Origin of the sequence: Rhizobacter koreensis (genome assembly GCF_013366375.1) — a bacterium.
GTDB classification, from domain to species: Bacteria; Pseudomonadota; Gammaproteobacteria; order Burkholderiales; family Burkholderiaceae_C; genus Schlegelella_A; species Schlegelella_A koreensis.
In genome coordinates this window covers 801,383-820,584 of the sequence record NZ_JABWMJ010000001.1, presented here as the reverse complement: position 1 = coordinate 820,584, position 19,202 = coordinate 801,383, and the positions used below count along the sequence as shown (strand labels likewise).

At 70.2% G+C, this 19,202-nt stretch carries 15 protein-coding genes; 3 read left to right on the top strand and 12 right to left on the bottom strand.

Translation table 11 applies throughout. From position 1 onward, the window contains the following. From HQN59_RS03560 to HQN59_RS03525, 8 genes are read right to left on the bottom strand one after another with little or no spacing between them, the layout of a single operon-like run. Positions 1–825, bottom strand: a complete 825-nt coding sequence (locus HQN59_RS03560; RefSeq protein WP_246294642.1) for an ABC transporter ATP-binding protein — start codon at positions 823–825, stop codon at positions 1–3. Beyond that, positions 825–2,585 (bottom strand): branched-chain amino acid ABC transporter ATP-binding protein/permease, encoded by a 1,761-nt coding sequence (locus HQN59_RS03555; RefSeq protein WP_176066081.1) that lies wholly within the window; start codon positions 2,583–2,585, stop codon positions 825–827. Before HQN59_RS03555 ends, HQN59_RS03560 begins: the two co-directional genes overlap by 1 nt. A gap of 2 nt (positions 2,586–2,587) precedes the next feature. Continuing rightward, positions 2,588–3,628 (bottom strand): branched-chain amino acid ABC transporter permease, encoded by a 1,041-nt coding sequence (locus HQN59_RS03550; protein ID WP_176066079.1) that lies wholly within the window; start codon positions 3,626–3,628, stop codon positions 2,588–2,590. A gap of 58 nt (positions 3,629–3,686) precedes the next feature. Continuing rightward, the gene (locus HQN59_RS03545; RefSeq protein WP_176066077.1) at positions 3,687–4,829 is read right to left on the bottom strand and encodes an ABC transporter substrate-binding protein; all 1,143 of its coding nucleotides are present in this window, start codon (positions 4,827–4,829) and stop codon (positions 3,687–3,689) included. Between the two features lie 43 nt (positions 4,830–4,872). Then, the gene (locus HQN59_RS03540) at positions 4,873–5,307 is read right to left on the bottom strand and encodes an acyl-CoA thioesterase (protein WP_176066075.1); all 435 of its coding nucleotides are present in this window, start codon (positions 5,305–5,307) and stop codon (positions 4,873–4,875) included. Positions 5,308–5,332: 25 nt separating this feature from the next. Continuing rightward, positions 5,333–6,097 (bottom strand): SDR family NAD(P)-dependent oxidoreductase, encoded by a 765-nt coding sequence (locus HQN59_RS03535; RefSeq protein WP_176066073.1) that lies wholly within the window; start codon positions 6,095–6,097, stop codon positions 5,333–5,335. Further along, positions 6,094–8,040, bottom strand: coding sequence for a feruloyl-CoA synthase (locus HQN59_RS03530; protein WP_342451104.1), 1,947 nt, complete (start codon positions 8,038–8,040; stop codon positions 6,094–6,096). The genes HQN59_RS03535 and HQN59_RS03530 overlap by 4 nt, the downstream gene beginning before the upstream one ends. A gap of 4 nt (positions 8,041–8,044) precedes the next feature. Continuing rightward, positions 8,045–8,845, bottom strand: a complete 801-nt coding sequence (locus HQN59_RS03525; protein WP_246294686.1) for a crotonase/enoyl-CoA hydratase family protein — start codon at positions 8,843–8,845, stop codon at positions 8,045–8,047. A gap of 338 nt (positions 8,846–9,183) precedes the next feature. Between HQN59_RS03525 and HQN59_RS03520 the strand changes: the two genes are divergently transcribed. Both HQN59_RS03520 and HQN59_RS03515 read left to right on the top strand, forming a co-directional pair. Further along, positions 9,184–10,887 (top strand): tannase/feruloyl esterase family alpha/beta hydrolase, encoded by a 1,704-nt coding sequence (locus HQN59_RS03520; protein ID WP_176066065.1) that lies wholly within the window; start codon positions 9,184–9,186, stop codon positions 10,885–10,887. Between the two features lie 78 nt (positions 10,888–10,965). Then, on the top strand, positions 10,966–11,829 hold the full coding sequence (locus tag HQN59_RS03515; RefSeq protein ID WP_176066063.1) for an amidohydrolase family protein: 864 nt from the start codon (positions 10,966–10,968) through the stop codon (positions 11,827–11,829). 7 nt (positions 11,830–11,836) lie between these two features. On the opposite strand, the gene HQN59_RS03510 is transcribed toward HQN59_RS03515, so the two are convergent. Beyond that, positions 11,837–13,117 carry a glycosyltransferase gene (locus HQN59_RS03510; RefSeq protein ID WP_176066061.1) on the bottom strand — a complete coding sequence of 427 codons (1,281 nt, stop codon included), beginning with the start codon at positions 13,115–13,117 and terminating at the stop codon, positions 11,837–11,839. Positions 13,118–13,260: 143 nt separating this feature from the next. Here HQN59_RS03510 and HQN59_RS03505 point away from each other — a divergent pair, with 143 nt between their 5' ends. After that, positions 13,261–14,427 carry a GNAT family N-acetyltransferase gene (locus HQN59_RS03505; RefSeq protein WP_176066060.1) on the top strand — a complete coding sequence of 389 codons (1,167 nt, stop codon included), beginning with the start codon at positions 13,261–13,263 and terminating at the stop codon, positions 14,425–14,427. A 175-nt stretch (positions 14,428–14,602) separates the two neighbouring features. On the opposite strand, the gene HQN59_RS03500 is transcribed toward HQN59_RS03505, so the two are convergent. From HQN59_RS03500 to HQN59_RS03490, 3 genes are all read right to left on the bottom strand, one after another. Further along, a complete protein-coding gene (locus HQN59_RS03500) occupies positions 14,603–16,486 on the bottom strand; it encodes a tannase/feruloyl esterase family alpha/beta hydrolase (protein WP_176066058.1) in 1,884 nt (627 codons plus the stop codon). 65 nt (positions 16,487–16,551) lie between these two features. After that, entirely contained in the window at positions 16,552–18,480 is a 1,929-nt protein-coding gene (locus HQN59_RS03495) for a tannase/feruloyl esterase family alpha/beta hydrolase (RefSeq protein WP_246294641.1), read from the bottom strand. A gap of 40 nt (positions 18,481–18,520) precedes the next feature. Beyond that, complete coding sequence (locus HQN59_RS03490) at positions 18,521–19,171, bottom strand: DVUA0089 family protein (RefSeq protein WP_176066056.1); 651 nt, start codon at positions 19,169–19,171, stop codon at positions 18,521–18,523. Positions 19,172–19,202 lie beyond the last annotated feature (31 nt).

Below are 19,202 nucleotides of genomic sequence, written 5' to 3'. Positions count from 1 at the left end.
TCACGCGTCGGCCGCCTTGCGGGCGGCGCCAAGGTAGGTGTCGACGACCCGCGGGTCGGCGGCGAGCTCGCGGGCGGGGCCCTGCAGCGCGATCTCGCCCATCTCGAGCACGTAGCCGTAGTCGGCCACCTCGAGCGCAGCGCGCGCGTTCTGCTCGACGAGCAGGATCGTCACGCCGGTCGAGCGCAGCGTGTCGATGATGCGGAAGATCTCCTTCACGATCAGCGGCGCGAGTCCCAGGCTCGGCTCGTCGAGCATCAGCAGCGCAGGCCGCGCCATCAGCGCACGCCCCACCGCGAGCATCTGGCGCTCGCCGCCCGACAGCGTGCCGGCCAGCTGCTTGCGGCGCTCCTCGAGGCGCGGGAACAGCTTGAACACTTCGCCGAGCGCCGACGCGCTGTCGCTCTTGCCGAGCCGCACCTGGCGGTAGCCGCCGAGCAGCAGGTTGTCCTCGACCGGCATGCTGCCGAACAGCGCGCGCGTCTCGGGCACCAGCGACATGCCGGCCATCACACGGTCTTCGAGCGACAGGCGACCGACGGGCTTTCCGGCGTAGGCGATCGTGCCGCGCGACGGCAGCACGCCCATCAGCGCGTTCAGCAGCGTCGACTTGCCGGCGCCGTTGGGGCCGATCACCGTGATCACCTGGCCGGCGTTGGCGGAAAGGTTGAGGCCGTGCAGCACCTCGGCGCGGCCATAGCCGGCGTGCAGGTCGACGACGTCGAGCAGGCGCTCGGAAAGCCCCGTGCCGTGGCTCCCGGTGGCGTGCGCCGCGGCGGCGGACGAGCCGGCCACGCCGCTCGGAGCGGGTTGCATCGGGGCCATCAGTGCTCCGTCCCCAGGTAAGCCGCGCGCACTTCGGGGCTCGCCTGCACGACCTCGGGCGTTCCCTCGATCAGCTTGGTTCCGAACTCCATGACGACCACGCGATCGACAAGGCCCATCACGAGGTCCATGTCGTGCTCGACCAGGAGGATCGACAGGCCTTCGCTCCTCAGCTGACGCAACACGTCGGCGAGGCCCTGCTTCTCCTTGTGGCGCAGGCCCGCGGCGGGCTCGTCGAGCAGCAGCAGCGTCGGGTCGGCGCACAGCGCCCGGGCGATCTCCATCAGGCGCTGCTGGCCCAGCGCCAGGTTGCCGGCGTACTCGTGCGCGAGCTCGGCCATGCCGATGCGCGCGAGCTGGCGCTCGGCCTCGCGCATGAGGCGGCGCTCCTCGTCGCGGTCGAGGCGCAGCATCGCCGACGCGACGCCGCGGCCGCCGCGGAGGTGCGCGCCGAGCGCGACGTTCTCGAGGACGGTCATGTTGGGGATCATCTTGACGTGCTGGAACGTGCGGGCGACGCCGCGCCGCGCGATCTCGCGCGAAGCCTGGCCGTCGATGCGCGTGCCCTGCAGCCGCACCTCGCCGCCGCTCGCCGGCAGCACGCCGGTCACCAGGTTGAAGGTGGTCGACTTGCCGGCGCCGTTGGGACCGATGAGGCCGAGGATCTCGCCGGCGCGGACCTGGAACGACACGTCGTTGACCGCCACCAGCCCGCCGAACACCTTGCGCACCGCCTGCACGTCGAGCACCACCTCGCCGTGCGGCGGGCGGGTGCGTTCGGGCAGCGGCTGCGCGTTCTGCCAGTCGACCTTGCGGCGCAGACGCGGCAGGCGGGCCTCGACGAAGGCCCAGATGCCGTCGCGCGCGTACTGCAGCACCAGCACCAGCAGCACGCCGAACACGATGACCTCGTAGTTGCCGCTGCGGCCGAGCAGCTTGGGCAGGAGCACCTGCAGCTGGTCCTTCAGCAGCTGCACCGCGCCGGCGCCGACGAGCGCGCCCCACACGTGGCCGACGCCGCCGACCACCGCCATGAACAGGTACTCGATGCCCATGTTCAGGCCGAAGGGTGACGGATTGACCGTGCGCTGGAAGTGCGCGAACAGCCACCCCGAGATGCTGGCCAGCAGCGCGGCCAGCAGGAACGCGGTCACCTTCACCGCAAAGGTGTTGACGCCCATCGCCTCGGGCATGGTCGATCCGCCCTTCACCGCGCGCATCGCGCGGCCGACGCGCGAGTCGAGCAGGTGCGTCACCGCGATCGCCGCGAGCAGCACGATCACCCACAGCAGGTAGAAGAAGCTGCGGCCGGACTTGAGCTCGATGCCGAAGAAGTTGAGTGCCGGCACCCCGAGCAGGCCGTCGTACTTGCCGAGGCCCTCGATGTTGCCGAGCAGGTAGAACAGCGACAGGCCCCAGGCGATGGTCGCGAGCGGCAGGTAGTGGCCCGACATGCGCAGCGTGACCACGCCGAGCACCAGCGCGACCACGGCGGTGATCGCGAGACCGGCCCACACCGTGAGCCACGGCGACATGCCGTAGGTGAGCGCGAGATAGGCCGCGGTGTAGGCGCCGAGCCCCACGAACGCGGCCTGGCCGAACGACGTGAGGCCGGCGATGCCGGTCAGCAGCACGAGGCCGATCACGACCAGCGTGTAGAGGCCGATGTAATTGGCCTGCGTGATCCAGAACTCGGGCACCGGCAACGCCGGCAGCAGCGCGAGGACGACGACGAACGCGATGAGAAAGGCGCGGCGCATGCTCAGCCCTCCTCGTCGTCGTGCGGGTTCTGGAACGAACGCCAGAGCAGCACCGGAATGATGATGGTGAAGACGATCACTTCCTTGAACGCGCTGGCCCAGAACGAGCCGAAGCTCTCGATCACGCCGACGAAGAGCGCGCCGAGCGCGGCCGCCGGGTAGCTGGCGAGGCCCCCGAAGATCGCGGCGACGAAGCCCTTGAGGCCCACGAGGAACCCCGAGTCGTAGAACATCGTCGTCGCCGGGCCGATGAGGAGGCCCGAGAGCGCGCCGATGAACGCGGCAAGACCGAAGCTGAGGCTGCCGGCCTGCGACGTCGAGATGCCCATCAGCCGCGCCCCGAGCCGATTGACCGCGGTTGCGCGCAGCGCCTTGCCGCGCAGCGTGCGCTCGAAGAAGAGGTAGAGCGCCAGGATCAGCGCGGCCGACACCGCGAAGATGATGATGGTCTGACCGGAGAGCGTGAGCGCGCCGGCCGAGAAGCGCTCGTTCCAGAAGCTCGGGTTGCGAAAGCCCTCGGCACCGAAGAACACGAGCCCGAGCCCGGTGAGCGCGAAGTGGACGCCGACCGAAACGATCAGCAGCACCAGCACGGTCGCGTCGGCGAGCTTCTGGTACGCGAGACGATAGACGAGCGGGCCGAGCGGTGTGACGATCGCCAGCGTGAGCAGGCACTGCACCAGCAGCGGCAGCTTCAGCGGCGCGGCCCACAGCGTGAGGCCCAGCACCACCAGCGGCACCAGCAGCAGCTTCAGCACCGCACGCATCACCGCGGCCGGCGCGGCGCCGCGACTGCGCGCCGACAACACATCGATGACCGCGCACACGGCCGCGAGCACGATCAGCAGCCACACCGTGCCGGGCACCTTGCCCATCTGCAGCAACGCCAGCGTGAGCGCGCCATAGGCGACGAACTCGCCCTGCGGGATGAAGATGACGCGGGTGACCGCGAAGACCAGCACGATGGCCAGCCCCAGCAGCGCGTAGATGGCGCCGTTGGTGACGCCATCGAGCAGCAGGATGCTGGCGATTGAGAAATCCATGGGGGAGCCGGATGGTCGACGGCCGGCGCGAGCGCCGGCCGGCTTCAGAGCGACGGGATCAGTTCGGAACGACTTCCCAGTCGCCCTTCACGACCTTCAGAAGCACGCCCGTCTCGGGCGTGTAGCCGAAGTGGTCGGTCGCGGTCCAGTTCAGGACGCCCTGCGAGACCGGGGTCCGGCCCATGGTCTCGAACGCCTCCTTGAGCGCGGCGCGGAACTCGGGCGTGCCCGGCTTGCCCTTCTTCAGCGCGATCGGCACCGCCTTCTGCAGCACGATCACGACGTCGAATGCGTGGGCGCCGAACTGGTTGGCGCTGCCCTTGCCGTAGAGCTTCTCGAACTCGCTGATGTAGCGCATGCCGAGCTGCTTGCTGGCGTTGCTGGCCGGCAGCTTGTCGGCGACGACCGCCGGGCCCGACGACACGAACGAGCCCTCGACGTCGGCACCGCCGACGCGGATCAGGTCGAGCGTCGCGGCGCCGTGCGTCTGGTAGATCTTCGACTTGGCGTAGCCGCGCTCGACCAGGCCCTTGTGCGGCATCGCCGCGCCGCTGCCCGAGGCGACGACCAGGATCGCGTCGGGGTTGGCCGAGACGAGCTTGAGCGCCTGCCCGGTGACGCTGGTGTCGGTGCGCGCGAAGCGCTCGGTCGCGACGAGCTTGATGCCGGCCTTCTCGGCGAGCGGGCGGATGTCGCTGAGCCACGCTTCGCCGTAGGCGTCGGCGTAGCCGAGGAAGCCGTAGGTCTTGACGCCGGTCTTCTTCCAGTGCTCGACGATCGGGATCGCCATCACGGCCGTCGATTGAGGCATGCGGAACGACCAGCCGCCGCGACCCTCGGGCAGGTTCACCGGCGACAGCATCAGCTGCACCGTCCTGCCTTCGGCGGCGACGTCGGCCATCGCCGCGGCGACCGGCGTCGCGACCGAGCCGACGATGATGTCGACCTTGTCCTCGGTGAGGAACTTGCGGGTGTTCTGCACCGCCTTGGTCGGGTCGGTCGCGTCGTCGAGCACGATCACGTTGAGCTTCTCGCCCGCGATCTCCTTCGGCCAGAGCGCGATGCCGTTCTTGGTCGGGATGCCGAGCGCCGAAGTCGGGCCGGTCAGCGAGAGGCTCACGCCGATCGTGATATCGGCGTAGGCGCCGGTCGTCGCGGCGAGCGTCAGCAACGCGGCAGCCAGGGGTTTGCAGAGCTTCATCTTCGTCGTCTCCTTGAAGAGGCAGGGTTCGGGCAGTTGCCCGCTATTCGCACAAGGCGCGGATGTCGTCGGGAACCGGCAGCGCGCGCAGCCGGTCCGGGTCTTCGGGGTCGCGGTGCACGAAGGCGCGCACCTCGGTGCCTTCGCAGATCAGGTCGGCCCCGCCGCCGTCACGCGCCCGCGTGACGCGGTGCACCTGGGTGAACGTCCGGGCGCGCCACTCGGACACGTGGGTCTCGACCGTGAGCCGCTGCCCGTAGGTGGCGGCCTGCTTGAAGCGGGTGTTGATCTCCAGCAGCGGCGTGCCGACGATGCCGCGCGTCTTCACCAGCTCGCGCCACGGCGGCACCCCGCACTGCATGAAGAACGAGAGCGACGCCGCATCCATCCAGCGCGAGAAGTTCGGGAAGAACACGATCCCGGCGGGATCGCAGTCTCCGAATTCGACTTGAACGGAATGGGTCGTGGTGCGCGGCATGCGGCAGGAAAAACGAAGGGCGTGCTCAGCGCGGCGCGAGCCGCAGCGCGCCGTCGAGGCGGATCACCTCGCCGTTGAGCGAGGGGTTCGCGATGATGCCGGCGGCGAGCTGCGCGAACTCTTCGGGTTTGCCCAGACGCTTGGGGAACGGAATGCTCGCGGCCAGGGATTCCTGCACGTTCTGCGGCAGCTCGGCCATCAGCGGGGTGAGGAAGAGCCCCGGCGCGATGGTGACGACGCGGACGCCGAACTGGGCGAGGTCGCGCGCGAGCGGCAGCGTGAGCGAGACCAGCCCGCCCTTCGACGCGGCGTATGCCTCCTGCCCGACCTGGCCGTCGTACGCCGCGACCGATGCGGTGCAGACGATGACGCCGCGCTCGCCGTCGGCGAGCGGGTCGAGCTTGGCCATCTCGGCGGCGGCCTGGCGAATCACGTCGAAGGTGCCGACCAGGTTGACGTCGATCACCTTCCTGAAGTCGGCCAGCGGCATCGGCGCGCCGTCGCGCCCGATCACGCGCTTGGCGGTGCCGATGCCGGCGATGTTCATCAGCAGGCGCGCCGGGCCGTGCGCGGCACGCGCGGCGTCGAGCGCGGCGGCGATGCTGTCGCTCGACGTGATGTCGCAGCCGACGCCGATGCCGCCGATCTCGGCCGCGACCGCGGCGGCACCCTCGGCGTTGCGGTCGAGGATGGCGACCTTCGCGCCCTGCCGCGCGAGCTCGCGCGCGGTCGCGGCGCCGAGGCCCGAAGCGCCGCCGGTGACGATCGCGGCCTGTCCGTTGATGTTCATGCCGAGGAGTCCTTGCTGACAGGGTCGCGCGGGACGGCGCCGCGCGCGACGAAGACGCGCTGGCCGGGTGCCGCGGGTTGCGCACCCGCCGGCGTGGCGTAGAGGCGCGCGACCAGGGCGGCGCGATGCGCGAGCACCGCGCGCTGGTTGATCGATCCCTTGTCGGTGACCTCGCCGACGTCGATGCTCGGCGGGTCGGCGAGCACCATCAGACGGGCGACCCGCGACGCGCTGCCGGTGCCGGCCGCGTGCAGGTCGTCGACGAGCTGCTGGAAGAAGTCACGCAGTGGCGCCGACTCGAGCGCGTCGACGAGCGGCACATCATCGGCCAGCCCGGCGCGCGCACGGCACGCGTCGGCGCGCGGGAAGATCAGCGCGCCGACCTCGTCGCGGTCGATGCCGGCGATCACCGCGTCCTGCACGCACGGATCGCCGAGCGCGATGATGCGCGCGCGCAGCGGCCCGACCGAGACGAACGTGCCGGTCGAGAGCTTGAAGTCTTCGGCGGTGCGGCCGTCGAACGCGAAGCCGCGCTCGGGGTGCGCCGGGTCCATCGGCCGCACCGCGTCGCCGCTGCGATAGAAGCCTTCCTCGTCGAACGAGTCGGCGGTCTGCTCGGGTGCGCGCCAGTAGCCCGGCGTGACGCTCGGGCCGCGGTAGCGCACCTCGACCTTGTCGCCTTCGGGAACGAGCTTGACCTCGACCCCGGGCGCCGGCAGTCCGACGTGGCCCGACTTCACCGGGTAGGCGTTGGCGCACATCGCGAACGGCGAGGTCTCGGTCATGCCGAGGCCGGTGAGCATCTTGATGCGCTCGCCGCAATGCGCTTCGGCGATCTGCTCGAGCTTGTCCCAGACCGGCTGCGACAGGCCCGCGCCCGAGAAGAAGAACATCTTGACGCGGCTCAGCAGCGACTGGCGCAGGACGGCGTCGACCTCGAGGGCGTTGGCGATCTCCTCGAAACCGCGCGGCACGTTGAAGTAGATCGTCGGCGCGATCTCGCGCAGGTTGCGCAGCGTCTCGGCCATGCCCGCCGGCGTCGGCTTGCCCTCGTCGATGTAGAGCGTGCCGCCGTTGTAGACGGTGATGCCGACGTTGTGGTTGCCGCCGAAGGTGTGGTTCCACGGCAGCCAATCGACCAGCACCGGCGGCTCGCGCCCGAGGTCGGGGAACGACTGCAGGATCATCTGCTGGTTGCTGCAGATCATGCGCTGCGTGTTGATCACGCCCTTGGGCAGCTTGGTCGACCCTGAGGTGAACAGGAACTTGGCGATGGTGTCGGGGCCGACCGCGGCATGCGCGCGGTCGACGGCCGAGGTCGGCACCTTGGCCAGCAGCGACTCGAACGCAAGGGTGCTGCGGCCGGGCACCGTGCCGCTCGTGACGACAACCGGCGTGTCGGCCGGCACCACCGCGTCGATGGCCTTCGCGTAGGCCGCGCCGTCGGCGGCGAACACGAGACCGGGCGTCAGCACGCCCATGATGTGCTTCAGCTTGCCGTGATCCTGCGAAACCAGCGAATAGGCCGGCGAGATCGGCGCGAACGGCACGCCGGCGAGCATGGCGCCGAGCGCCAGCAGCAGGTGCTCGATGTCGTTTTCCGAAAGGATGGCGAGCGGCCGCTCGGGCGACAGGTCGTGCTCGAGCAGCGCCTGGGCGATCGAGCGCGCGCTCGCCAGCGCCTCGGCGAAGCTGACGCGGCGCCAGTCGCCGCCGTTCACGCGCTTGGCGACGAGGGTGCGGTCGGGCGCCTCGGCGGCCCAGTGCAGCAAGCGGTCCGTCAGGCGCCGCGGGTACTCGCCTAGCGGTTCGGTCGACTCGACGTAGGTGACGCCGTCGGCGCGCCGCGTGAAGCGCGCCTCGAGCGAGCCGCCGAGCGCGACCGCGCGGTAGCGCGGCGCGCCGCCGTCGCCAGCCGAGGAAGCCGGGGCAGCCTCGCTCACCGGGTCACCCGTTCGACGCCGGCGGCCGCGCACCGGTCGAGCCGGTGGGCTGCGCGACCTTGGCGGCCTTGCCGTCGAGGAAGGCCTGGATGCGATCCTTGGCGGCATGGTCGCCCTGCGCGATGGCCGCCATCAGCGATTCGACGAACAGCCCTTCGGCCTGCCCCATGTCGGCGATGCGCGGCAGCGCGTGCAGCACCGCGAAGTTGGAGAGCGGCGCGTTGGCGGCGATCTTCCCAGCGAGCTCGAACGCGGTCGCGAGCCCCTGGCCGTTCTCGACGACGTATTGCGAGAAGCCGACGCCCTGCCCCTCGCGCGCGTCGTAGACGCGGCCGGTCAGCATCATGTCGGCCATGCGCGCGGCGCCGATGAGGCGCGGGATGCGCGCCGAGCCGCCGCCGCCGACGAAGAGGCCGCGCTGGCCTTCGGGCAGGCCGTAGAACGCGCTCGCCTCGGCGACGCGGATGTGCGCCGAGGCCGCGAGCTCGAGGCCGCCGCCGACCACCGCGCCCTGCAGGACGGCGACCACCGGCACGCGGCCGAACTGGATCTGCTCGAACGCGCTGTGCCACGAACGCGAATGGAAGACGCCCTCGGCGACGCTGCGCTCCGAGAGTTCGGAGAGATCGAGGCCTGCGCTGAAGTGCGCGCCTTCGCCGCTCAGCACCACCACGCGGGTGTCGCCCGGCAGGCCGCCGAACGCCGCCTGCAGCTGAGCCACGAGTCCGTCGTTGATGGCGTTGCGCTTGGCGGGCCGGTTGAGCCGCACGTGCGTGATCGGGCCGGCATGCTCGATGCGCAGCAGGTCGAGCGCGGCGAGCGCGCCGGTGGCCGGTCGTGGCGCGGCCGCAAGGGTGTGTTCGGGCGAATCGGACAAGGCAGCGTGCTTCCTGAATTGATTAAGCATCGTAAACACCTGGATGATTCACGCGCCGGTACTTACCCCTAGTCGGCGGCTGCGTGGTTCCGACTCCGTGCCCTCGCGACGTCAGACGAAAGGCTCCGGGTAACCACCGAGCGCGGGGCCGATGATTCGGAAAGATAGTTATCGAACGTCACCGTTTTCGGTGCCTTGCAGTGCGCGATCGGTGCCCTGCAGACGTCCAGATCGTTCACTCAGCTCTTCATCATCCTGGAGTTCGCATGAAGCCCGTTCGCATCCTCCTGCTGCTCGCATCCGCGACGCCGCTCGCCCTGCTGGGCGCCTGCGGCGGCGGAGACGACGACGACCGTGACCCGATCCCGCAACTGGGTGCCGCGACCGGCGGGACCCTCGCGTCGTGCGCCAACCTGGGTTCGTTCACGTACGCCAACACCACGGTGAGCGCCGCGTCGGCCGTCGCCGCCGGAACGCTCAGCGTCGCCGGCACGCCCATTCCCGCCCACTGCCGGGTCACCGGCTCGATGTTCCAGCGCACCAGCGCCGTCGACGGCAAGCCGTACGCAATCGGCTTCGAGATGCGGTTGCCGAACACCTGGAACGGCCGCTTCTGGTATCAGGCCAACGGCGGCACCGACGGCTCGGTCTCGACCGCCGTCGGCGCGCTCGGCGGCGGACCGACGACGAACGCCCTGCTGCAGGGGTTTGCGGTGATCAGCTCGGACGCCGGCCACAACGCCTCGCAGAACCCGACCTTCGGCATCGATCCGCAGGCACGCCTCGACTTCGGTTACCAGGCGGTCGGCAAGCTCACGCCGATGGCCAAGGCGCTGATCGCCAGCGCCTACGGCAAGGGGCCCGACCGCTCGTACATCGGCGGCTGCTCGAACGGCGGGCGCCACACGATGGTCGCCGCGGCGCGTTACGCCGACCAGTACGACGGCTTCCTCGCGGGCGATCCCGGCACGGTGCTGCCACGCGCCGCGGTCGCGAACATCGCGGGGGCACAGACCTACGCGAGCCTCGCCACCAACCCGGCCGACCTCGGAACCGGGTTCACCCAGGCCGAGCGCCAGCTCGTGTCGAGCGCGGTGCTCGCCAAGTGCGACGCACTCGACGGCGCCAGCGACGGCCTGGTCCAGGCGACCAAGGCGTGCCAGGCTGCGTTCGACCTCGCCCGCGACGTGCCGACCTGCAGCGGCACGCGCAACGGCAGCTGCCTGACGCCGGCCCAGAAGACCGGGATCGCCAAGCTGTTCGCACCCGGTGCGCAGACCAGCAACGGGACCACGATCTACTCGAGCTTCCCGTACGACGCCGGCCTCGGGACGGCCGGCTGGGCGTTCTGGAAATTCAACGTTCCGACGTCGCTCGACTCGGGCGCCGTGGCCTTCATCTGGGCCGTGCCTCCGGAGAACCCGACCGGATTCAACGGCACCACCTTCGCGCTCGGCAGCAGCATCGACAACCTTTACGCGCGCATCCAGGCGACGAACGCGACCTACACCGAGAGCGCGCTGTCGTTCATGACCCCGCCGCACCCGACCGAGATCGACACGCTGCGCAACCGCGGCGCCAAGATCATGATCTATCACGGCACCAGCGACCCGATCTTCTCCAGCGACCACAGCGTCTCGGTCTGGGAAGGCTGGCGCAACACCTACGGCAGCGAGGTCTCCGGCTTCGCGCGGCTGTACCTGATTCCCGGCATGAATCACTGCAGCGGCGGTCCGGCGACCGATCAGTTCGACATGATCACGCCGCTCGTGAACTGGGTCGAGAAGGGTCAGGCGCCCGAGTCGGTGGTCGCCAGCGCCCGCGGCACCGGCAATGCCGGCGGCGCCAACGCCGACCTGCCCGCGACGTGGGCCGCGAACCGCACGCGCCCGCTCTGCACGTATCCGAAGGTGGCTACCTACGTCGGCAGCGGCAGCCTCGAGGCGGCCTCGAGCTTTGCCTGCCGCTGACGCGGCACCCCGCCCGGGCCTTATAAGGGCGGAGGGTGGCGCACCACCGGTGCGCCACCGGCCCTGCGGAGCACAGCCATGAACCACGCCGACCTGATCGCGATCGACACCCACACGCATCTCGAGGTGTCGTGCTGGAACCCGTTCGACAGCTACGGCGAGGAATACGACCGCGCGGCCGACAAGTACTTCCGCTCGAGCCGGCGGCCGACGCTCGAGGAGACGGTGAACTTCTATCGCGAGAAGAAGATCGGCCTCGTGCTGTTCACGGTCGACGCCGAGACCCAGCTCGGGCGGCGCCGCATCCCGAACGAGGAGATCGCCGAAGCGGCGCAGAAGAACCCCGACATCCTGATCGCGTTCGGCTCGATCGACCCGCACAAGGGAAAGATGGGCGCCCGCGAGGCACGCCGGCTGATCGAGGAGCACGGCGTCAAGGGCTTCAAGTTCCACCCCACGGTGCAGGGCTTCGAGCCGCAGGACCGGATGGCATGGCCGATCTACGAGGTGATCGCCGAGTACAAGCTGCCGGCGATCTTCCACAGCGGCCATTCGGGCATCGGCAGCGGCATGCGCTGCGGCGGAGGCCTGCGCCTGCAGAGCTCGAATCCGATGCTGCTCGAGGACGTCGCGATCGCCTTCCCCGACATGGAGATCGTCGTCGCGCATCCGTCGTGGCCATGGCAGGACGAGGCGATCTCGCTGGCCATGCACAAGCCCAACATCTGGATCGACCTTTCGGGCTGGAGCCCGAAGTACTTTCCGCCGCAGCTCGTTCAGTACGCGAACACGCTGCTCAAGGACCGGGTGCTGTTCGGCAGCGACTTCCCGCTGATCACGCCCGACCGCTGGCTCAAGGACTTCGCCGAGGCCGGCTTCAAGGACGAGGTGCGCCCGCTGATCCTGAAGGAGAACGCGAAGCGCCTGCTGAAGCTGGTCTGACCAGCACTCAGCGCGGCGAGCGCGCCGGCTGCGGCGCGGCGACCAGCTCGTCGAACACCTCGGCGAGCCGACGCGCGGTCTCGCGGCGATCGAAGCGACGCACCGCGGCGGGGTCGGCGCCCTCGCGGTCGAGCGTTCCGGCGCACCACGCTGCGTAGAGTCGGCCGAGTTCGGCGGCGACGCCCGGCACGTCGGCCGGATCGAGGGCGCGGCCGCCGCCGACGGCGCCGAGCAGCTCCGAGACGGCACCCTCGAGCACGAGCGCGAGGATCGGCCGGCCGAGCCGCAGGTACTCGTAGAGCTTGGCCGGCACCAGCCCGCGCGTGTCTTCGGACGCCTGCAGCAGCAGCAGCACCGACGCGCGCGCCGACGCCGCGAGCGCCTGCGCGTAGGTGACGCGGTCGACGAACTCGACCGCCTCGCGCAGGCCCAGCGTGTCGATCTCGGTCTGCAAGGCGACCGATCCCGCGTACGCACCGCCGCCGAAGAAGCGCACGCGCACCCGCGCCGGGTCGAGGGCGCCGGCATCAGCGGCGCGGCGGATGGCGCGCAGCAACGGGATCGGGTCGCGGAAATCGGCGTTGATGCTGCCGGCGTGCAGCAGCTCGAAGCGATCGACGCGAGGCGCGTCCTGCGGCAACGCGGCGAAATCGGCCTCGTCGTAGCCGTTGGCGAGCGCGATCGTCCTCGCCTCGATGTCGGGGTGGCGCCGCACCAGCTCGCCGCGCAGATGGCCGGTGCTCGCGACGACGCGCGACGCTTCGGCGACGACGCTGCGCTCGAGGCGGCGGTCGATCGCGCGGAACACGCGCCCGCTCGGCGCCCCGGGCTCGGGCGGCTCCTCGAACCATGGGTCGCGGAAGTCGGCGACCCATGGAACGCCAAGCCGGCGCGCGACGGCGCGTGCGACGAGATGCGCAGTGGCCGGCGGACTCGTCGAATAAACCACCTCGAAAGGGTCGTCGGCGGCGATGCGCCACGCCGCGCGCAGTGCGAACGGCAGCCAGCCGACCCACACGTCGGGCAGCGCGCTGAGCGCGAGGTAGCGGCCACGCACGCCGAGGTGTCGCTTGCTGTTGAGATAGCGCGTGCGCACCACCTTGACGCACTCGGGCACCTGTGCAACGAGGTCGCGGTCGAGGTGCTCGTAGGCGTCGACGCTCGGGGCGAGCACCGTCACGCGCCAGCCGAAGTCGACCAGGTAGCGCGTGTGCTTGAGGGTGCGCAGCACGCCGCTGCTGCTGCCGTCGGGCGGATACTGGAACGCGGCGAACAGCGCGTGCTTCATGGGCGCCGTCGGCCGCGTTCGGCCGTGGCTCGGCGGCTGTCGCAGCGCCGCGCGGGGCTCCGCCACTTACATCTTGCAAGCACTCGCACCGGTAGACGCCCCGATAGGGTTAGCACCGCCGCACGCTAGCATGCCCTCACCCCATGAAGACCACCCGCCCGTCCGACGCTGCGTTGCGCATTCGTGTCGTCGACGACGACATCGGGTTTCGCGGACTCGAGGCGGGCTGGAACGCGCTCGCCGCGCGTGGCGGCGGCTCGGTCTTCATGCGCCACGAATGGCACGCCGCGGCCTGGGCCTGGCGCCGTCTCGATGCCGACCTCCTGATCATCTGTGCGCACGGTGCGGATGACGATCTGGTCGGCGTGCTGCCGCTGCTGCGGCCGCGCGCCGCCAGTCGCACGCTCGAATTCCTGGCCGTGCCCGACGCGCAATGGTGCGACGTGCAGACCGACCCGACGCGCGCGTTCGCCGTCTGCGAGGCGATCGCCCACGCGCTGCTCGACATCGCGTCGACGTGGGACGTGCTGCGGTTCGATCGCCTCGCGCCCGACTCCCTGCTGCAGCGCGCGCTGCTGCCGGCGCTCAAGGCGCGTGAGGCGACCTGGCGCCTCGCCGCCGACGACTGCAACCTGTACGTCGACCTGCGCGGCACCTGGGACGCGTACCACGCCGAGCGCTCGCGCAAGCTGAAGAAGGCGTTCAACCTCGCGTCGAACCGGCTCGCGCGAATCGGCACGGTCGAGATCGAGTGCATCGACACTGCCGCGCACGACGTTCGCCGCGCGCAGGCCGCCTTCGACGAAGCGGTAGGCATCTCGCGGCGCAGCTGGAAGCACACCACCAGCACCGGCCTCGAACAACCCGGGCCGCTCGCCTTCATGCGCCAGCTCACCGACGTGGCGTTCGCCAACGGCTGGCTCTCGCTTTGGCTGCTGCGCGTGGGTGGCGAGCCGATCGCCATGGAGTACCAGCTCGTCTATCGGCGCTGCGTGCATGCGCTACGCGCCGACTTCGACGAGACCCACCAGCACGCCTCGCCGGGCACCTACCTGAACCGCGAAGTCATCCGGCGCCTGTTCGACGGCCGCCACGACCGCTACTACCTCGGCCCCGGCCGCAACGCGTACAAGCGCTACTGGAGCGTGACGGGCGATGCGGTGTACTCGGCAGCGGTATTCGCCCCGACCGCGCGCGGCCGTGCGCTGGCGCTCTGGTCGGGGCTCAAGCCGACGTTGCGGATGCTGCGCAACCGCATCACTGCCGGCAAGCCCGAATTCGACCCGGAGTACGACCTGCCGATGCTCTGAAGCGGCCGCCGCGGGTCGTGCCGAGCCGCCGGTGCGATCGCGATTCGGAAGCCGTCGTCAGGGCCTGGGGGCGCGGTGCTTTGGCGTCTGCCGGTCAGCCGGCGATCCGCAACACGCTCGAGCCGCCGTGGCGCGAAACGCGCCCCGGCGCGCGCGGCACCGGGGCGGCGCCCGCCTATTGGCAGACGAAGCTGCTCGCGCTGTTGACGTCGCCGCCGACGTAGCGCGCCTGCCTCGGATAGGCGCAAATCGGTCGGCTCCGACCCGGGAACGCGGCGCCGGTGGCGAGCAGGCTGTCGGGCGCGTTGCCGTTCTCGACCCAGTCCATGATCGCTGCGAACGAGTCGAAGCGATCGGTCGCCGGGCCGCCGCTGCAATGCACCATGCCCGGCACCGGAAAGTGGCGCACGAAGGTCGAGCCCTCGGCCTGACCGCCGTTCCTGGCCCAGACGCGGTTCACGTAGTCGATGCTCTCGACCACCGAGAAGATCGGGTCCGCGATGCCGTGGTAGATGAGCAGCTTGCCGCCGTGGGCGCGGTACGCGGCCAGCTGATCGTCCTTCCACGTGCCGTAGATCGCGTCCTCGGCGAGCATGCGCGCCGGGTCGGTATCGAAGTTGAAGTTGAAGATGTTGAACGCGGGGTCGGGCGGCGTGAAGAACTCGTTGGCCATCGCGTCCTGGATCAGCGAGACGAATGCCGAGTTGGGCGTCGCGGTGGTCGACGTGCCGAGCTTCCAGGAGCGCCAGCCGGCGTTGGAGATGTCGGGATCGTAGGCCCAGTTGACGTAGAGCGGCTGGCCAGCCGAGTTGCGCGGCCCGCCGAACCCGGTGCGCAGCGCGGTCACCTGCTCCGGCGCGAGGCAGCTCGCGGTCTTGGGTCCGGTGCACTGCAGCACGCCGGGGTCGAAGTTGCAGGCCTGGTAGTTGTTGACGCTGCCGTCGGCGAGGCCGTCGAGCGCATCGCACTGCTGCAGGATCGCGTTGCCCACCAGCGTCAGGTCGGCGTTCGAGAACGCCTGGCTCAGAATGGGCTGACCATTCGCGTTGGTCGGCGCGATCGAGCGGTAGACCTGCGATTCCCAGGCGGCCGAGATCGACGCGCCGGTCGCGACGCGCATCGCCGGGGCGCCGGCGATCACGCCGTCGAAGTATTCCGGGAAGCGTTGCGTGAACATCATGCCCTGGCGCCCACCGCCCGAGCAGCCCTGGAAGTACGACCGATCGGGGTTCTTGCCGTAGTAGAGGTTGGTGAGCGCCTTGGCGATCACCGCCGACTTGTCATAGGCGTTGTAGGCGTGATCGATGCGCGCCTGCTCGTCGAACCCGAACGACGCGGCGCTGCCGCCGGTGTGGCCGCCGTCGGTCGAGACCACCACGAAGCCGCGCGCCAGCGTCGGCAGCCCGCCGGTGCTGTTGCCGGTCGCGGCGCCGATGCTGCCGTCGTTGCCACCGCCGCCCTGGAACGAGAGGCGGCCGCTCCACTGGGTCGGCAGGCGCACCTCGAAGCCGATCGCGAAGCGGGTGCCGTTGGCGCCGACGTGCGGGTTGGCCGTGCCGCGCACGATGCAGTGGGCCGGCAGGGTGGCCGTGGCCGCCGTAGGTACCGCCGAGGTGATGGTGACCGCGTCGGCGGGCTCGTCGAGCAGCGCCGGCGGGATCTGGATACCGACCAGCGAGGCGCAGCCGAGCTGCGGCGTCAGCGCTGTCGAGACCGTGTAGCGCGCGAGCGGCGGGCCGGAGGTCTTGCCTGCGAAGACCTCGAACAGGTTGACGCCGGTGCGCAGGCCGGTGACGGTGCCGGCCAGGGCGCCGCTGCCGTCGGGGACGAGCAGGGACGTGACGTTCTGGCCGTTGAGCCGCACCGTCGAGCGCAGCACGAGTGCCGTGCTCGGCGCCGTCACGCGGATGCGGACGCTGTTGCCGTCGCGCACGAACTCGGGTGTCGGCTGATCGTTGAGGCTCTGGATGGTGTAGCCGTCGGCGGCGTGGGCGGCACCCGCCCCGCCGGTCGCCACGGCCGCAGCCAGGGCGATCGGGCGGATCGATCGAAGGTTCATGTTGTCTCCAGGGGCGCCGGTACGTGCCGGCGCCCTCGTTGGGTCAGCGCGTCATGCGCGGTGCGTCAGAGGTTGGCGCAGCTGTAGCTGGCCGCGTCGGTCACGCTGCCGGTGCCGTTGTAGCGCGGGTACTTCGGGTACTGGCAAAGCGGGAGCGAGCGCGCACCGCTCGTCACCGTGGCCGTGAGCGGCGGGGCGACGCCGCGCTCGACCCAGTTCACCAGCATCGTCACCCGATCCAGGCTGTTCGGGATGTTGAAGGTGGTGTTGGGCTGACCCTCGCCGTTGACGTTGTAGCTGGTCCCGCCCAGGCCGTGGTTGCCCATCGGCATGACCCAGAAGCGGGCGAACTGGTCGAGGGTGCCCTGTCCCATCAGGTTGATCACCGACTGGTAGTAGTCGAGCTGCGAGCCCGGCGAGGCCAGCGTGTCGTTGGTGCCGATCACCGACAGCAGCTTGCCGCCGGAGGCGCGGAACGGATTGAGGTTCGGATCGGTCGCGTCGAGGAACGGCGAGATCGCGACGCGACGATCGTTCAGCGCGCCGCCCTCGACATAGTCGAGCGGGTTCGCGTTCAGGTCCTGGTACAGGAACCCGGTGACGCCGGCGATGCCCAGATGCGAGTGGATCGGCGCGTTGGCCGCGGCGCCCTCCTGGCCGCGGTAGCGCTGCGATTCGATGAGGCCGCTGCCGCCCGGATCGGTGCCCGGCAGCCACATGCCGAACGACGGATTGTTGAACGCGAGCGGCGTCGCGAAGAAGTAGCGCTGGTGCGTGAACTGCAGGGTCGAGATCTGCCCGTCGGTAAGGCAGGCGGCGGCGGTGGTGTCGGCCGGGTTCGGGTCGACGTTGCCGGGGCAGCGCTTGGCGGCCCACGGCTGCCGGCCCGGGGCGCCCTGCGTCACGTCGAAGATCGCACGGCACGCCATGTAGTTGTTGATCACGCCGTCGGCGAGCCCGTCGAGCCCGTCGCACTGGCGGATCACCTCGGTGGCGATCGCGGTGCGCTTGGCCGGCGTGACCCAGTTGGCAAGCGGCTTCTCCTGGATGCGGATCCACTCGGGCGCGAGCATCAACGACGAGAAGTTGACGATCGGCACGCTGACCGAGATGCCGTCGTAGTCGTTCGGATAGCGCTGCGCCATCGTCAGGCCCTCGCGCCCGCCTTGCGAGCTGCCGAACCAGTAGGCCGCGGTCGGCGTGGCGCCGTACGCGCTCTGCTGCAGCACGAACGCGGCGTCGCGCGTCTTCTTCATCTGCATGTAGCCGAGGTTCTTCATCGCCTCGTCGTTGACGGCCCAGGCGTTGCCGAACCCCGAGTGGCCGGAGTCGCTCCCGGCGGTGGCCATGCCGCGGTTGTTGTAGTCGGCGCCGGCGAGGCCGGGGACCGAGCCGTTCATGCCGCCGCCGCCCATTTGCGCGTAGCGATAGGCCCAGCGCTGCGGCAGGGTGACGCCGAAGTTGATGTTCGGTGCCGCCGGATCGATCGGCGTCATGTTGCCGTTGACGCGGCAGTACGCCTGGTTCGAGCCGTTCGCGGGCGCCGCGGTCCAGACGAACCCCGTGAGGTTGACGCCGCTCACCGGCTCGCCGATGGCCGACGTGGGAATCGCGGTCCCGAGCTTGGCGGCGTTGCAGTCGGCCTGCGTGATGACCTGCACCCGCACCTGGGCGAGCGGCGCACTCGAGGTCTTGCCCGAGAGCAGCGTCAGCGTGTTGGCACCCGCGACGAGGCCCGGAACCGTGCCGACCATCGATGCGGTGCCGGGCACCGGAACGAACAGCGACGTGACGTTCTTGCCGTTGAGCAGCACCGTCGAGCGCAGGACGAGCGCCTGCGAGGGCCCGGTGATCGTCACCGTCGTGGCGTCGGGGGCCGAGCCGGGAAAGGTGAAGGTCTCGAAGTCGTAGCCATTGATGGCGAGCGCGGGCTGCGCCGCAAGGGTACCGAGCAGCGCGACGGCAGCGCCGAGGCACTTGAGCTGGAACGTCATGTCGTGTCTCCTGTGCGTGTGTTGTGGTTGCGGCGGCCGCTCAGGCGGCCGGCTCGCGACGCCGACGCAGCAGACCGGCGACGGCGAGGCCGGCGAACGCCAGACCGAGGCTCGCGGGCTCGGGAATCGAGGTGACGCCGGTGATGTTGAGTGCCCAGTTGGCCGTGCGGGCGTTTCCGGTCCAGTCACAGAATGAAGTCGCCGGGCAATTGCCCGAAAGCGCCGGGGTGAAGTTGCCGGCACCCGCGTTGAAGAAGCCCGCCGAGAGGTCGCCGAGCGCGGAGTTGTCGTACTGGGTGAGCGCGAGGAGGTAGTTGCCGATGCCCAGCACGATCGACAGCCCGGCGTCGGCGGCGAGGCCGGTCACCGGATCGGTGGCGGCGTTGACGCCGTCATCGCTCTGCGCGAGCAGCGAGCCGGCACTGCTGTAGAGGTACAGCATGGTGTCGAAACCGCCGCGGCCGATGGTCTGACCATTGACGCCCGTGCCGCCCGCGTAGCCGATGCTGGTGGCGGTGACGAGGCCGGCGGTCGACACCGTCAGCGAGAAGAAGCGGACGTCGTCGTCGCGCGCGAACGAGCCCCGCGCGGTGTACGCATCGGCCGAGGCTGCCTGTGCCGTGGCGGCAAGGCCGGCGGCGAGCAGCAGGCGGGCGAGCGTTTTCTTGGTCTTCTCGAGAGCGTGTGACATCGTGTCCCCCAGATGTGTTGAATGGAATCCA